Origin of the sequence: Labrys neptuniae (genome assembly GCF_040797145.1) — a bacterium.
Classification (GTDB): Bacteria; Pseudomonadota; Alphaproteobacteria; order Rhizobiales; family Labraceae; genus Labrys; species Labrys neptuniae.
In genome coordinates, this window is sequence record NZ_JBFNQD010000026.1 from 48,009 (window position 1) to 62,353 (window position 14,345).

The 14,345-nt window shown below is 64.6% G+C and carries 14 protein-coding genes; 10 read left to right on the forward strand and 4 right to left on the reverse strand.

Translation table 11 applies throughout. The annotated features are described in order from the left end of the window. Positions 1–50 precede the first annotated feature (50 nt). From rnpA to ABXS05_RS33010, 4 genes are read left to right on the forward strand one after another with little or no spacing between them, the layout of a single operon-like run. The gene (gene rnpA / locus ABXS05_RS32995; RefSeq protein WP_311944171.1) at positions 51–461 is read left to right on the forward strand and encodes a ribonuclease P protein component; all 411 of its coding nucleotides are present in this window, start codon (positions 51–53) and stop codon (positions 459–461) included. Then, positions 458–2,437, forward strand: coding sequence for a membrane protein insertase YidC (yidC, locus tag ABXS05_RS33000; RefSeq protein WP_367626815.1), 1,980 nt, complete (start codon positions 458–460; stop codon positions 2,435–2,437). The genes rnpA and yidC overlap by 4 nt, the downstream gene beginning before the upstream one ends. Further along, the gene (gene yihA / locus ABXS05_RS33005) at positions 2,437–3,087 is read left to right on the forward strand and encodes a ribosome biogenesis GTP-binding protein YihA/YsxC (protein WP_367626816.1); all 651 of its coding nucleotides are present in this window, start codon (positions 2,437–2,439) and stop codon (positions 3,085–3,087) included. Before yidC ends, yihA begins: the two co-directional genes overlap by 1 nt. Beyond that, complete coding sequence (locus ABXS05_RS33010) at positions 3,084–3,449, forward strand: DUF423 domain-containing protein (RefSeq protein ID WP_311944176.1); 366 nt, start codon at positions 3,084–3,086, stop codon at positions 3,447–3,449. Before yihA ends, ABXS05_RS33010 begins: the two co-directional genes overlap by 4 nt. A gap of 92 nt (positions 3,450–3,541) precedes the next feature. Here ABXS05_RS33010 and ABXS05_RS33015 read toward each other — a convergent pair whose 3' ends face one another. Next, positions 3,542–4,006 (reverse strand): Lrp/AsnC family transcriptional regulator, encoded by a 465-nt coding sequence (locus ABXS05_RS33015; RefSeq protein ID WP_149253666.1) that lies wholly within the window; start codon positions 4,004–4,006, stop codon positions 3,542–3,544. A 140-nt stretch (positions 4,007–4,146) separates the two neighbouring features. Here ABXS05_RS33015 and ABXS05_RS33020 point away from each other — a divergent pair, with 140 nt between their 5' ends. From ABXS05_RS33020 to ABXS05_RS33030, 3 genes are all read left to right on the forward strand, one after another. Next, positions 4,147–6,564, forward strand: a complete 2,418-nt coding sequence (locus tag ABXS05_RS33020; protein ID WP_367626817.1) for a thiamine pyrophosphate-binding protein — start codon at positions 4,147–4,149, stop codon at positions 6,562–6,564. A gap of 115 nt (positions 6,565–6,679) precedes the next feature. Continuing rightward, positions 6,680–7,840 (forward strand): endonuclease/exonuclease/phosphatase family protein, encoded by a 1,161-nt coding sequence (locus ABXS05_RS33025; protein WP_311944180.1) that lies wholly within the window; start codon positions 6,680–6,682, stop codon positions 7,838–7,840. 57 nt (positions 7,841–7,897) lie between these two features. Beyond that, a complete protein-coding gene (locus ABXS05_RS33030) occupies positions 7,898–8,605 on the forward strand; it encodes a glutamine amidotransferase (RefSeq protein ID WP_367626818.1) in 708 nt (235 codons plus the stop codon). A 78-nt stretch (positions 8,606–8,683) separates the two neighbouring features. On the opposite strand, the gene ABXS05_RS33035 is transcribed toward ABXS05_RS33030, so the two are convergent. Next, a complete protein-coding gene (locus ABXS05_RS33035) occupies positions 8,684–9,754 on the reverse strand; it encodes an NAD(P)H-dependent flavin oxidoreductase (RefSeq protein WP_367626819.1) in 1,071 nt (356 codons plus the stop codon). A gap of 116 nt (positions 9,755–9,870) precedes the next feature. Between ABXS05_RS33035 and ABXS05_RS33040 the strand changes: the two genes are divergently transcribed. Further along, positions 9,871–10,734 (forward strand): LysR substrate-binding domain-containing protein, encoded by an 864-nt coding sequence (locus tag ABXS05_RS33040; protein WP_367626820.1) that lies wholly within the window; start codon positions 9,871–9,873, stop codon positions 10,732–10,734. Positions 10,735–10,752: 18 nt separating this feature from the next. Here ABXS05_RS33040 and rdgB read toward each other — a convergent pair whose 3' ends face one another. Next, complete coding sequence (gene rdgB, locus ABXS05_RS33045; protein WP_367626821.1) at positions 10,753–11,364, reverse strand: RdgB/HAM1 family non-canonical purine NTP pyrophosphatase; 612 nt, start codon at positions 11,362–11,364, stop codon at positions 10,753–10,755. Beyond that, positions 11,364–12,077, reverse strand: a complete 714-nt coding sequence (rph, locus tag ABXS05_RS33050) for a ribonuclease PH (protein WP_311944187.1) — start codon at positions 12,075–12,077, stop codon at positions 11,364–11,366. The genes rdgB and rph overlap by 1 nt, the downstream gene beginning before the upstream one ends. A 437-nt stretch (positions 12,078–12,514) precedes the next feature. Between rph and mdh the strand changes: the two genes are divergently transcribed. Both mdh and ABXS05_RS33060 read left to right on the forward strand, forming a co-directional pair. Then, on the forward strand, positions 12,515–13,477 hold the full coding sequence (mdh, locus tag ABXS05_RS33055; RefSeq protein ID WP_311944190.1) for a malate dehydrogenase: 963 nt from the start codon (positions 12,515–12,517) through the stop codon (positions 13,475–13,477). A gap of 98 nt (positions 13,478–13,575) precedes the next feature. Continuing rightward, positions 13,576–14,345, forward strand: a 770-nt coding sequence (locus ABXS05_RS33060) for an ATP-grasp domain-containing protein (protein ID WP_367626822.1), incomplete at its 3' end; no start/stop codon positions are given.

The following is a 14,345-nucleotide window of genomic DNA, read 5'->3' on the forward strand; positions in this document are numbered from 1 at the left end:
CGCATCATTGCGCCCGAGCTTTTTGCTCAAGAGCCTCCGAGCCCTCATCGATGCAGCGTCTGCTCAAGCGTCGGGACTTCCTGTTCGTCCGCGAAGGCCGCAGGGCACATGCTGCAACGCTATCCTTGCAGGCACGCCGCCGCGAAAGCGCCGGTGCAGTCGAGGCCGAGCCATCGGCGCCTGAGGATCTGGAGCCGCGTGTCGGCTTTACCGTAACCAAGAAGGAAGGTTGCGCCGTCGAGCGCAATCGGATCCGCCGGCGCTTGCGCGAGGCGGTGCGGCTGTCTGGCGCGCTTCACGCGCGCGACGGCTATGATTATGTCGTGCTCGGGCGGCGCTCCGCCCTCGACGCATCTTTTGCGACGATCGTTGATGAAATGGTAACGGCGTTCGGCCGTGTGCATGGCGAGCGCCAAGGCGCCCGCAAGCCACGCCGTTCGGCCGATGAGGCTGTGCGATGAAGAATGTTGACACCAAGAACGTCGTTCTGGCGGTCGTCCTGACGCTGCTCGTCGTCGTCGTGTGGGAATATTTCATCGGCCAGCCCATGCAGCGGCGCCAGCAGGAAGAGGCGCGGCTGCAGCAGCAAGTCCAGCAGGCGCTGCAGCAGCAACAGCAGCAGGCGGCCGCTACGCCCGCCCCCGGCGTTCCCGGCGGCGCGGCGGGACAGAAGCAGTTCTCCAGCCGTGAAGAGGCGGTGGCGGCACGCACGCAGCGCGTCGCGATCGACGCCCAGCGCCTGATCGGCTCGATCAACCTGGTCGGTGGCCTGATCGACGACGTGGCCTTGCGCGGCTATCGGGAGACGCTCGACCCCAATTCCCCCAATGTGGATCTCTTCTCACCGTTCGGCACTCCGGTGAAGCCGGCCGATCACAAGGCCAACCTGGAAAATCGCGGGCCCTATTTGACGGTCTTTGGCTGGCAGGAAAAGCCGGGTTCCGCTGCTGCGACCAAGCTCAACCTGCCCGGTTTGAAGACGGTCTGGACGGCCAAATCTCAGGCGCCGCTGTCGGCCGCCAGCCCGGTCGAACTGCAATGGGACAATGGGCAAGGGCTGATTTTCCACCGCACCATCTCGATCGACGAGGACCGCGGCCAGAGTGGTTCGCTGTTCCCGTCGGCCGGCGAGACGCTGCCCGCCGACAAGCTCGACCTGCCTCGCCAGAACCTGCCCAAGGATCAGCAGGCCAATGTCGCCAAGCCGATCGGCGGCTTCATGTTCACCATCAAGGACAGCGTCGAGAACAAGGGCACGGCGCCGGTGGAGATCGCGCCCCAGGCCTATATTCTGCGCGTCGGCACGCCGGGGACCCAGGGCACCTACGTCCTGCATGAGGGGCCGATCGGCCGTTTCTCCGGCTCCCAAAAGGAACTGTCCTACAAGGATCTGGCACCCGACGCCAAGCAGGAGCCTTTTGCCGATGTCACGGGATGGCTCGGCTTTACGGACAAGTACTGGGCCAACGCGCTGATTCCCGACCCTTCGGCCCGTTTCACCGCCCATTTCGGCGGCCAGGATTTCGGCGGCACGCCGGCCTATCTCGCCCAGATCGACCGGCCGGCCGTGACGATTGCGCCGGGCGCCAGCACGGAGGTGAGCACCAATCTGTTCTCCGGCGCCAAGGAAGTCGCGACCCTCTCCTATTACGACGAGAAGCTGAAGACGGATAACATCGCCTATCTGATCGACTGGGGCTATCTGTGGTTCATCACCAAGCCCTTGTTCCGCCTGATCGAGATCCTCTTCCATCTCATCGGCAATTTCGGCCTCGCCATTCTCGGCACCACCGTCATCCTCAAGGCCTTCTTCTTCCCGCTCGCCAACCGCTCCTATGAGTCGATGTCGCGCATGAAGAAGTTCCAGCCTGAAATGCAGAAGATCAAGGACGAGTTCCCTGACGACCGCATGAAGCAGCAGCAGGCGATGATGGCGCTCTACAAGGAGCACAAGATCAACCCGCTGTCAGGCTGCCTGCCGATGCTCCTGCAGATCCCGGTGTTCTTCGCGCTCTACAAGGTGCTGTTCGTCACCATCGAAATGCGCCAGGCACCGTTCTATGGCTGGATCCACGATCTGTCGGCGCCCGATCCGACCACTTTGTTCAACCTGTTCGGCTTGATTCCGTGGACACCGCCCTCCGTCCTGATGGTCGGCTTCTGGGTGGTGGTGATGGGCATCACCATGTTCATCCAGATGCAGCTCAACCCCGCACCGCCGGATCCGACCCAGGCTGCCATGTTCCGCTGGATGCCGCTGATCTTCACCTACATGCTCGCCGCCTTCCCGGCCGGTCTGGTGATCTATTATTGCTGGAACAACACGCTCTCGATCCTGCAACAGGCCTTCATCATGAAGAAGAACGGCGTGAAGATCGAATTGTGGGACAATCTCAGGGCGATGTTCGGCCGCAAGCCTTCATCGGCGGCAAGTTGATGCCTGACGCCTCCGACTACATGGCGGCGGGCAAGAAACTCTTTGCCTCGACGTGGGATTTCCGCCACGCCGCCAATACGCTGGAGGCCTTGCCGCCGCCCGACGGGGTCGAGATCGCCCTCGCCGGGCGCTCCAATGTCGGCAAGTCGAGCCTGATCAACGCCCTGACCAACCGCAACGCCCTGGCCCGCACCTCGCACACGCCGGGGCGTACGCAGGAACTGATCTTCTTTTCGTCGAACGCGCCCCTGACCCTGGTCGATATGCCGGGCTATGGCTATGCCAAGGTCAGCGAGTCCAAGGTCAAGGCCTGGACCCGGCTGATCCATGACTATCTGCGCGGCCGCGTGAACCTTGCCAGGGTCTTCGTGCTGATCGATGCCCGGCATGGCCTCAAGACCACCGACGATGCCGTCCTGAAGACGCTGGACCTGTCGGCCGTGGTCTACCAGATCGTGCTGACCAAGGCCGACGAGGTGAAGAAGGCCGAACTGGAGCGCCGTATCGCCGAGACGAAGGAAAAGATCGCGCGCCGGCCCGCGGCCTTTCCGGAACTGATCGTCACCTCCAGCCGCGAAGGCACCGGCATGGAGGAACTGCGCGCCACCATCGCCCAGATCCTGGCCGAGCGCGGCGGCCTGTCGCTGTGATCGCCGACCGTCTCCTCACCGTGCTGGGCTGCCTGTTCGGGGCCGTCGGCATCGGCCTGATGGCGCTCGCCGCGCATGGTAGATGGCCCGACATCAACTATGCCGCCATCATGGTGCTCGCCCACGCGCCGGCCTTGATCGCCATCGTTGCTGCCCTTCGTGCCGGCCTGCTTCATGCCCTGCTGGCCCGTCCCGCCGCTTTCCTTCTCGCGGCAGCCGTGGCCCTGTTCTCGGCCGATGTCGCGCTGAACGCCATGACCGGCCAGCGCCTGTTCCCGATGGCGGCGCCCATCGGGGGGACCAGCTCGATGGCGGCCTGGCTGCTGGTCGGCGTGTCGGCGCTGGTGGCGAAGACGCGGTAGGGCGGTTGGAGCGCGGACATCCTGTCCGCTCTTGAGACCACTGCGCCTGCAGGAAGGGAAGAGCGGACAGGATGTCCGCGCTCCGGCTTTCCTCACCTTATCGGCAGGACATTCGTATATTTCACCTGCGCCAGGGCGAAGCTCGATTCGATCGAGGCGAGGCCGTCGAGGCGGGTCAGCTTTTCCTTGATGAAGCGCTCATAGGCGGCGAGGTCGGCGCAGACGACGCGCAAGAGATAGTCGCGTGTGCCGGTCATCAGATAGCATTCCAGTACCTCCGGCCAGGGCGCGATGGCGGCGGCGAAGCGGTCGAGGTCCTCCTCGCGCTGGCGTTCCAGCTTGATCGAGATGAACACGCTGACCGGCAGCCCGACCTCCTTCTGCTCGACCACGGCGACATAGCCGCGGATGACGCCGCTTTCCTCCAGCTGCCGCACGCGGCGCAGGCAGGGCGAATGCGACAGGCCGACCTGCTCGGCCAGGGCCTGCACCGTCATGCGGCCATCCTCCTGCAGCAGGCGAAGGATCTTGTTGTCGATGGCGTCAAGCGCAGTCATTGTCTCATCCTGCGCAATTTATGCGCATTTTCGATCCTGAATGGCGATACTCTCTAAAGAGATGAGTTTCGGCCTTCAAGATCAACCAAAATCACCTCGTGACTTTTGCTATAACAGGCGGGTTCACCTGGAATCCCGTCATGGCCGATCCCCGTCTCCCCTTTCTCGCTGCCCTCGAACGCAAGGCCCTGTGGCTGTCCTCCTGGATGATCCACAATGCCAATCATCTCCGGGCCAAGGAGGACGGGCTCAAGATCGGCGGCCACCAGGCGTCTTCGGCCTCGCTGGCGACGATCATGACGGCGCTCTATGGCGCGGTGCTCAGGCCCCAGGATCGCGTCGCGGTGAAGCCGCACGCCTCCCCGGTCTTCCATGCGCTCAACTATCTCTTCGGCCTGCAGAGCCTCGAAAAGCTGCAGAATTTCCGCGGCTTCAAGGGAGCCCAGAGCTATCCCTCCCGCACCAAGGATGTCGACGACGTCGATTTCTCCACCGGCTCCGTGGGGCTGGGCGTGGCCCAGACGCTGTTCTCGGCCCTGGTGCAGGACTATGTGAAGGCCAAGGGCTGGGGGGAGTGGCCGGAAGGGCGGATGATCTCCCTGGTCGGCGATGCCGAGATGGACGAGGGCAACATCTTCGAGGCCCTGCTGGAGGGCTGGAAGCAGGGCGTGCGCAATGTCTGGTGGATCGTCGACTACAACCGCCAGTCGCTCGATGCCGTGGTGCGCGAGGGCCTGTGGCAGCGCTTCGAGTCGATCTTCCGCAATTTCGGCTGGGACGTCGTCATCCTCAAATATGGCCGCCTGCTGGAGGCCGCCTTCGCCGAGCCGGGCGGCGAAGTGCTGCGGCACTGGATCGACAACTGCCCCAACCAGCTCTATGCGGCGCTGTGCTACCAGGGTGGTGCGGCCGAGGGAGGCAAAGTCTGGCGTCGCCACCTCAACGATGCCATAGGCGACCAAGGCGAGGTCAGCAGGTTGATCGAGGCCCGCTCCGACGCCGAACTCGCGGCGCTGATGACCAATCTCGCCGGCCATGACATGCCCAGCCTCATCGACGCCTTCGAGGCGGCGGCCCGCCATGACCGGCCGACCTGCTTCATCGCCTATACGGTGAAGGGCTTCGGCCTGCCGTTCCAGGGCCACAAGGACAACCATGCCGGCCTGATGACGCCGGCCCAGATGGAGGCCTGGCAGCAGGCCATGGCCATCCGCCCCGGGCATGAATGGGACAAGTTCGAGGGGCTCGACCTGACGCCGGAGGCGATGCAGGCGGCGCTCGACCGGGTGCCTTTCGTGCAGAAGGGCAGGCGGCGCCTCGCTGCCGCCAAGGTCGAGGTGCCCGCGACGCTGCCCTATCGGGCCTCGGCCTCGATGTCGACCCAGCAGGGCTTCGGCATCATCCTCAACGACCTTGCCGCGACCGATCTGCCGGTCGCCGAGCGCATCGTCACCACGGCGCCCGATGTCACCGTCTCCACCAATCTCGGCGGCTGGGTCAACCGGCGCGGCCTGTTCGCCCGCGAGGAATTGGCCGACGTCTTCAGGAAGGAGAAGATCCCCTCGACCTTTGCCTGGGACTTCTCGCCTGGGGGGCAGCATATCGAACTCGGCATCGCCGAAATGAACCTTTTCATCCTGCTCTCGGCGCTGGGCCTGTCCCATTCCATCAATGGCGAAAGGCTCCTGCCGATCGGCACGCTCTATGATCCCTTCATCCAGCGCGGCCTCGATGCCCTCAATTATGCCTGCTACCAGGATGCCCGCTTCATGGTGGTGGCGACGCCCTCGGGCATCACGCTGGCGCCGGAGGGCGGGGCGCACCAGTCGATCGCCACGCCGCTGATCGGCCTGGCCCAGGACGGCCTCGCCGCCTTCGAGCCTGCCTTCGTCGACGAACTCGCCGTGATCATGCGCTTTGCCTTCGACTATATGCAGCGGGACGGCGAGGGCGACCGTGACGAGACAACCTGGCTGCGCGACGAGACCGGCGGCTCGGTCTATCTGCGCCTGTCGACCCGCACCATCGACCAGCCGCAGCGCACGATGTCGCCGGCGCTGGCGGCCGACATCGTCAACGGCGCCTATTGGCTGCGCCCGCCCGGCCCCAATGCCGAGATCGTGGTGGCGGCCATGGGCGCCGTGGTGCCCGAAGCGGTCGAGGCCATCGGCCTGATGAGCGAAGACCGCCGTGATGCCGGCCTGCTGGTCATCACCTCCGCCGACCGGCTCAATGCCGGCTGGACGGCCGCCGAACGCGCCCGCCAGCGCGGCAATGCCGGGGCCAGGAGCCATATCGAGCGCCTGCTCGGCCCCCTCTCGCGCGATTGCGGCCTCGTTACCGTGCTGGACGGCCATCCGGCCACCCTGGCCTGGCTCGGCAGCGTGCGCGGCCAGCGAGTGACTTCGCTCGGCGTCGAGCATTTCGGCCAGACCGGCAGCATCCAGGAGCTCTATCGCCATCACGGCCTCGACGCCAATGCCATCCTGCATGCCGCCCAGGCCCTGTCGCCGGGGCGGCCGATCCGCAACCGCAGGGAACTCGCGCCGGCGGAGTAGGCGCTGCTTACCCTCCCCCTCCAGGGGAGGGTAGAGAAGCCCGTCGCGTCTCCTCCCCGGGGATTGCCACGAATCCCCAGCCTTGCGAGATTGAAGCTCTCGCAAGGGTAGCCCGATGTCCTCCTCCGTCCTGCGCGTCGCCACCTTCAACACCCAGTTGCTGGCGAGGCCCGGCGTGCGCTTTCACGAGCAGCCGCCCTACTCACCCGAAGAATATGAAGCCAAGACCGCTTTCATCGGCGGGCTGCTCGAACGCGGCCAGGTCGATCTCGCCGGCTTCCAGGAAGTATTCCACGAGGAAGCCCTGCGCGAGGCGGTCTGGAAGGCGCCGCGTCTTCAGGGGGCAACCGTCAATGCGCCGCTCGCCGATGACGACGGACCCAAGACCCCGGATGGAGCACTCAATGCGCCGCGGGTCGGGCTGGCGAGCCGGCTCCCCGTGCTCAAGGTCGAATCGATCGCAGCCTTTCCACCCGGCCTCGGCCAGGGCTTTGCCGTCAGGCGCGACGAGAACGGGCGCCAGCAGGCCGTCCCGGTCGGCATCAGCTTCTTCGAGCGTCCGGTCCTGCGGGCCGAGGTGCTGCTGCCCGACAGCGTACCGCTGACCGTCTATGTGGTGCACCTCAAGTCGCGTCGGCCCGTGGTGCTGGAGGATGAGGACCGGCGTGATCCGGCCGTGCGGGCACTCGCCGTAGTGCGGGCGCTGCTGCAGCGCGGCGCCGAGGCCGCGGCGCTGAGAGTGATGCTGTCGCGGGAGATGGCAGGGCGGGGCACCGAACCCCGCCCGGTGATGGTGCTGGGCGATCTCAATGACGAACTCACCAGCGTGACCACCGAACTCATCCGCGGCGAGCAGCCGCTGCCCGAGAGCCTGAAGCCGCTGATGGCCGATCCCGGCGACTGGCAGCGCAAGAACCGCCGCCTGTGGGACCTGCATCTCTATGCCGCCTCCGACCAGCAGGCCATGCACATCAAGGGAACCACACTCTATACCCACATCCATTTCGGCGATTATCAGGTGCTGGACCACATCCTGTTCAGCCAGGAGTTCCACAACCGCAATCCGCACCGGATCGGCGATTTCCGCTATCTGCAGGTCTATAACGACCATGTCGTCGACACGCATATGACCGACATGACCCGCAATGTCCGCACCGCCAGCGATCACGGCGTGCCGGTGGCGGAATTCAACCTGCTCACGGCTGCTTCACGCAAAGTGCTGCAAAATGGCACCAGCAGTGCAGGTAATGTGCCTTCCGGCACCGCCAATGCTTAACTTTTCGCTAAGACTTCCGTAACATCATGGTTACGAAATCGTTTCACAGGCCGAATCGTGACGGGAAAGATCCTCATCGTTCTGCATCAGGAACATTCATCGCCCGGGCGGATCGGGCGCTTTCTGATCGAACGCGGCTATGAACTCGATATCAGGCGCCCTCGTTTCGACGATCCTCTGCCAGAGACCATGCGCGACCATGCCGGGGCCGTGATTTTCGGCGGGCCGATGAGCGTGAACGACCAGGAGGCCTGGATCCGCCGCGAGATCGACTGGATCGGCGTGCCCCTGAACGAAAACAAGCCCTTTCTTGGTGTCTGCCTCGGCGCCCAGATGCTGACGCGCCATCTTGGCGGCCGTGTCTCGCGCCATGAGGGCGGCCAGGTCGAAATCGGCTATTGGCCGATCGAGCCGACGGCGGAAGGCCGTTCCCTGATGTCCTGGCCGAGCCATGTCTATCATTGGCACAATGAAGGTTCGGAGCATGTGCGCGGCACGCGGCTGCTTGCCACTGGCTCAACCTTTGCCAACCAGGCCTTCGCCTGCGGTCGCGCGGCCTATGGCCTGCAGTTCCATCCCGAAGTCACCTATCTGATGATGAACCGCTGGACGACCGGAAGCGAGGAGAGCTTCAAGCTGCCCGGCGCGCAGGATCGCGAGCAGCAATTCTCCGGCCGCTGGCAATATGATCCGGGCATGCAGCAATGGCTGCACGGCTTCCTCGATCTCTGGCTGATGCCGGCCATGGCGATGGCTGCGGAGTGATTTGGAGCGCGGGCTTCCAGCCCGCTCTTGGAAACGCAACGGCTGGGAAGGAAGAGCGGACTGGAAGTCCGCGCTCCATCATCTCCCCAGCTTGGCCAGCGCTTCCGCCGCCAGGCGCTTCGTCAATTCGCCCGCCGAAGATGCATCCCGACCCAGGCGCGCGGCCTGGCCGGACCATAGCGACATGAAGTCGCCGGAGCCCTGCGGCTCGGTTTTGGCCCGCAGCGGCGCCAATGCTCCGCCGGCGAGCGGGAAGGCGGGAGCGAGTTCCGATATCGGGCCGACTTCGCGCATCAGGCGATTGACGATGCCACGGGCTGGCCGCCCCGTGAACAGGTTGGTGAGGGCGGTCTTGTCGGCATCGGGGCTGCGCAGGGCGGCGGCATGCGGGGCAGGCATGCGTGCCTGTGGCGTGAACATATAGGCAGTGCCGATCTGCACCGCAGCGGCGCCCAAGGCGAAGGCCGCAACGATGCCGCGAGCGTCGGTGATGCTCCCCGTTGCGATCACCGGTACCTTCACGGCATCCACCACTTGCGGCACCAGGGCGAAGGTACCGATCTGGGTAGCGATGTCGTCGGTGAGGAAGACGCCGCGATGGCCGCCCGCTTCGAAACCCTGGGCGATGATGGCGTCACAGCCATGATCCTCGAGCCAGCGTGCCTCGTCGACCGTGGTGGCGGAGGAGAGGACCTTGGCACCCGTGGCCCTTACGCGGTCGAGCAGGGTTTTTTCGGGCAGGCCGAAATGGAAGCTGACGATCGGGGGCCTGAACTCCTCGACGATGGTGCAGAGCTCGTCGTCGAAGGGAGCCCGGTTCGAGCTTGGAATCGGCGCGACTGCATCGATACCCACCTCGCGGTAATAGGGTTCGAGCCGTTTGCGCCAGCCGGCCTCGCGGGCCGGGTCGGGCGTCGGCGAAGTGTGGCTGAAGAAGTTGACGCTGAACGGCTTCGTGATCTGCTGGCGGATGAGGCCGAGTTCGGTGCGGACCTGTTCGGGCGTCAGTGTGGCGCAGGGCAGGGAGCCGAGCCCGCCTGCCTCGCTGACCTCGATCACCATCTCATAATGGCAGGGGCCTGCCATCGGCGCCTGGATGATGGGGATCTCGATGCCGAAGAGCTCCTGAATGCGCTGGTCGGGCCACATCGCCGTTCTCCTTGGTTGGCCTCGCCGCTCCAGGGCGAGAACTAAACTGGAGACAGGCCTATCATTTCATTTTTGAAAATGATAACTGTTTTTTTATTCTCAAAAAGAGAACTAAATTGGATCTATCCTCCCTCGATATCTTCCTTGCCGTTGCCGACGAGCAGAGCGTTACCCGGGCTTCGAACCGTTTGGGACGGGTGCCCTCCAACGTGACCACACGGGTCCGGCAGCTCGAGCAGGAACTGGGCGTGGCGCTGTTCAGCCGGAACGGCAAGCGCATGCGTCTGACCCGGGAAGGACAGGTCTTTCTCACCTATGCCAATCGCCTGATCGCCCTGGCGGACGAAGCCCGCGGCGCGCTGAAGCCATCGGGGCCAGCCGGATCCTTCCGGGTGGGGGCGATGGAGAGCACGGCTGCGAGCCGCCTGCCGCCGGTGCTGGCGAAATTCCACGCCGCCTGGCCCGCCGTATCGCTGCAACTGATCACCGGCGGCACGAAGGGCCTGATCCGCCGGCTGCTCGCGCATGAGCTCGATTGCGCCCTGATCGGGCAGCCGCCCATCGAGGGGATCGACACCGGCTATGATGCCGGGCGGCTCGAAGGCGAACGTGTCTTCACCGAGGATCTGCTGATCGTGCTGCCACCCGGCCATCCGCCGATTGCCAAGGCTGCCGACCTCAGGGTCGACAGCCTTGCCGCCCTCGAGCCGGGCTGTACCTACCGGGCCGTAGCCGAGCATTGGGCGCGCGGCGCCAGGAGGCTGCGCGTGCAGGAGCTGGCCTCCTACCATGCCATGCTGGCGGCGGTCTCGACCGGCAACGCCGTCGGCGTCATGCCGCGTTCCGTGCTCGATCTCCTGCCGGGCGGAAGCGAGGTACAGACCCATCGCCTCGGACAGATCGAAACACTGCTCGTCCGGCGCAGAGGCGAGGCGTCGCCGGCCTTTGAGGCATTCCGGCAGGCGCTTACGGAAGGGTGATTCCGCCCGATGTTGCCGTCAATCCTTCAGGCAGGCCTCTGCCAGCTTCTGGAAGGAGCGGGCGCGGTGGGAGACGGTGTTCTTCTGCGCTTCCGTCATCTCGGCGAAGGTCTTGTCCGAGCCCTCGGGCTGGAACATCGGGTCATAGCCATGCCCGTGTTCGCCGCGGGTCGGCCAGACCAGGGTGCCGTCGGCCCGCCCTTCGAAAGTCTCGGAATGACCGTCGGGCCAGACCACGCTGAGAACGGAGACGAAACTGCCGCGCCGTTGTGCCGGCTCGGTTGCGCCGACGGCGAGCAACTCGTCTTGGGCCCTCTGCATGGCGATGTCCCAGTCGCGGGTCGGACCGGACCAGTCCGCCGTGTAGACGCCGGGCGCCCCGTCCAGGGCCTCGATGCACAAGCCTGAATCGTCGGCGATGGCCGGCAGGCCGGTGGCTTCGAGGGCGGCGAGCGCCTTGATGCGGGCATTCTCGACGAAGGTCGTGCCGGTCTCCTCCGGCACGGGCAGGCCGAGCTGGCCGACGGAGACGACATCCACGCCATAGGGCGCCATCAACGCCTTGAACTCGGAGAGCTTGCCGTTGTTGTGCGTGGCAAGCACCAGCTTGCCGGCGAGGCGGCGGCCCATCACGCCACCGCCTGCTTCTGCAACTCGACCAACTCGCCGATACCCTTGCGGGCCAATGTCAGCATCTCCAGGAACTGTTCCTGGCTGAAGGGTGCCCCCTCGGCCGTGCCTTGGATCTCGACGAGGCCGCCCGAGCCCGTCATTACGAAATTGGCATCGGTCATCGCTTCCGAATCCTCGACATAATCGAGGTCGAGCACCGCCGTTCCCTTCGAGATGCCGCAGGAAATCGCGGCGACATGGTCCTTGATCGGGCTGACGGTGAGCATCTTGCGCTCCATCATCCACTTCACGCATTCCTGCAGGGCCACGAAGCCGCCGGTGATCGAGGCGGTACGGGTGCCGCCATCGGCCTGCAGCACGTCGCAATCGATGGTGATCTGCTTCTCGCCCAGACGCACCAGGTCGACCACGGCACGCAGCGAACGTCCGACCAGGCGCTGGATCTCCTGGGTACGGCCGGATGGCTTGCCGGAGGAGGATTCGCGGCGCGTGCGCTCATGCGTGGCGCGCGGCAGCATGGCATATTCGGCCGTAACCCAGCCCTTGCCGGTGCCGCGCAGCCAGGACGGAGGCTTGTCCTCGAGGCTGGCGGTGCACAGCACATGGGTTTCGCCGAATTTGATCAGGCAGGAGCCTTCGGCATAGCGGGCGACGTTGCGCTCGATCGAAACGGGGCGCAGCTCATCGAAAGCGCGGCGGGAAGGACGCATCGGATTCTCCAAATTTGTGGCCGCCTTGTAGCCCGGCCGGCGTCGCCTGTCACGGTGCCGTGCATATTGCCTGGCAGTGAAAGGCGGCAAGCCGAGACCGGGGCGATGCCGGCATGGCCTCCTCTGAGCGGAAGTAGCCTACCTGGAAGGGTAGGCGGTTGATTCAGAGGAAAATCTCATGAACCATGTTACATGTTACAAAATTTGAAATATGTAATCTCAATTTTTGGCCCATAACTTGTTTGGAGAGGAATGTGCCCATATCTGATATGTCATTGATTGGAAATGATTATCTTGTAGATCTATGCATCTTGAGAGCGCGGGGCGACAGGCGTTTCAACCTGGGATCGCCTATCGCTTGAACCCTGCTTCCAAAGGGGCTATCGGAGGTGGGGAACGAAACTCACCTTTGGCTACAATCTCAGGGACATTACGTTATGGCACGTAGCAAGATCGCTCTTATCGGGGCGGGACAGATCGGTGGCACGCTGGCTCTTCTGGCCGGTCTGAAAGAACTGGGCGATATCGTGCTCTTCGACGTGATGGAAGGCGTACCGCAGGGCAAGGCCCTCGACATCGCCGAGGCTGCCCCGGTCGACGGCTTCGACGTCAAGCTTGCCGGCACCCAGAGCTACGAAGGCATCAAGGGCGCCGATGTGGTGATCGTCACTGCCGGCGTGCCGCGCAAGCCCGGCATGAGCCGTGACGATCTCCTCACCATCAACCTCAAGGTGATGGAGCAGGTCGGCGCCGGAATCGCCAAATATGCCCCGGACGCTTTCGTCATCTGCATCACCAATCCGCTCGACGCCATGGTCTGGGCGCTGCAGAAGTCCTGCGGCCTGCCGGCCAACAAGGTCGTCGGCATGGCCGGCGTGCTCGACTCCTCGCGCTTCCGCCACTTCCTGGCCGACGAGTTCAACGTCTCTGTGGAAGACGTCACCGCCTTTGTGCTCGGCGGCCATGGTGACACCATGGTTCCCTCCGTGCGCTATTCCACGGTGGCCGGCATCCCGCTGCCCGACCTCATCAAGATGGGCTGGATCACGGAAGCGCGCCTTGCCGAGATCGTGCAGCGCACCCGTGACGGCGGCGCCGAGATCGTCAACCTCCTGAAGACCGGCTCGGCCTTCTATGCGCCGGCCGCCTCTGCCATCGTGATGGCCGAGAGCTATCTCAGGGACAAGAAGCGCGTGCTGCCCTGCGCCGCGCATCTCACCGGCCAGTATGGCGTCAACGACCTCTATGTCGGCGTGCCCGTCGTCCTCGGCGCCGGCGGCGTCGAGCGCATCGTCGAGATCCAGCTCGACAAGGAAGAGCGGGCCGGCTTCGAGAAGTCGGTCAATGCGGTGAAGACCCTGGTCGACGCCTGCAAGACCATCGCTCCCTCGCTCGCCTGATCCCCAGAGCAAGCGCGTTCGAACGAAAACGCGTCTTTGGGATTTGGGGAGATTTCATCAAATCCCGAAACGCTTTAGCCAATCTGGAGCTACTGGCCATGAACATTCATGAATACCAGGCAAAGGCGGTCCTGAAGGAATTCGGCCTGCCCGTGTCGAAGGGCGTCCCGGCCTTGACGGTCGAGGAAGCGGTGAAGGGGGCCAAGGAGCTCCCCGGTCCGCTTTACGTGGTGAAGTCGCAGATCCATGCGGGCGGGCGCGGCAAGGGCAAGTTCAAGGAACTGCCTGCCGATGCCAAGGGCGGGGTGCGGCTTGCCAAGTCGATCGAGGACGTGCGTGCCCATGCGCAGGAGATGCTGGGCAACACGCTGGTGACGGTGCAGACCGGCCCGGCCGGCAAGCAGGTCAACCGCCTCTATGTCGAGGACGGCTCCGACATCGAAAAGGAGTTCTACCTCTCGGTGCTGGTCGACCGCGAGACCAGCCGGGTCGCCTTCGTGGTCTCCACCGAGGGCGGCATGGACATCGAGAAGGTGGCCCATGAGACGCCGGAGAAGATCGTGACCTTCTCGGTCGATCCGGCCACCGGGGTGATGAACCATCACGGCCTGGCGGTGGCCAAGGCGCTCGGGCTCTCGGGCGACCTGGCCAAGCAGGCGGTGAGCCTGACCACCAGGCTCTACACCGCCTTCGTGGCCAAGGACATGGCGCTCCTGGAGATCAATCCCCTGATCGTCACCAAGGACGGCCAGCTCAAATGCCTGGATGCCAAGATGGGCTTTGATTCCAACGCCCTCTACCGCCATCCCGACATCGTGGCGCTGCGCGACGAGAGCGAGGAAGACCCCAAGGAGATCGAGGCCTCGCG

Bases quoted from the DNA above. Each gene is read 5' to 3' on its own strand.
- rnpA (WP_311944171.1), top strand. From the start codon at position 51: ATGCAGCGTCTGCTCAAGCGTCGGGACTTCCTGTTCGTCCGCGAAGGC.
- yidC (WP_367626815.1), top strand. From the start codon at position 458: ATGAAGAATGTTGACACCAAGAACGTCGTTCTGGCGGTCGTCCTGACG.
- yihA (WP_367626816.1), top strand. From the start codon at position 2,437: ATGCCTGACGCCTCCGACTACATGGCGGCGGGCAAGAAACTCTTTGCC.
- ABXS05_RS33015 (WP_149253666.1), bottom strand. From the start codon at position 4,006: ATGACTGCGCTTGACGCCATCGACAACAAGATCCTTCGCCTGCTGCAG.
- ABXS05_RS33020 (WP_367626817.1), top strand. From the start codon at position 4,147: ATGGCCGATCCCCGTCTCCCCTTTCTCGCTGCCCTCGAACGCAAGGCC.
- ABXS05_RS33025 (WP_311944180.1), top strand. From the start codon at position 6,680: ATGTCCTCCTCCGTCCTGCGCGTCGCCACCTTCAACACCCAGTTGCTG.
- ABXS05_RS33035 (WP_367626819.1), bottom strand. From the start codon at position 9,754: ATGTGGCCCGACCAGCGCATTCAGGAGCTCTTCGGCATCGAGATCCCC.
- rdgB (WP_367626821.1), bottom strand. From the start codon at position 11,364: ATGGGCCGCCGCCTCGCCGGCAAGCTGGTGCTTGCCACGCACAACAAC.
- rph (WP_311944187.1), bottom strand. From the start codon at position 12,077: ATGCGTCCTTCCCGCCGCGCTTTCGATGAGCTGCGCCCCGTTTCGATC.
- mdh (WP_311944190.1), top strand. From the start codon at position 12,515: ATGGCACGTAGCAAGATCGCTCTTATCGGGGCGGGACAGATCGGTGGC.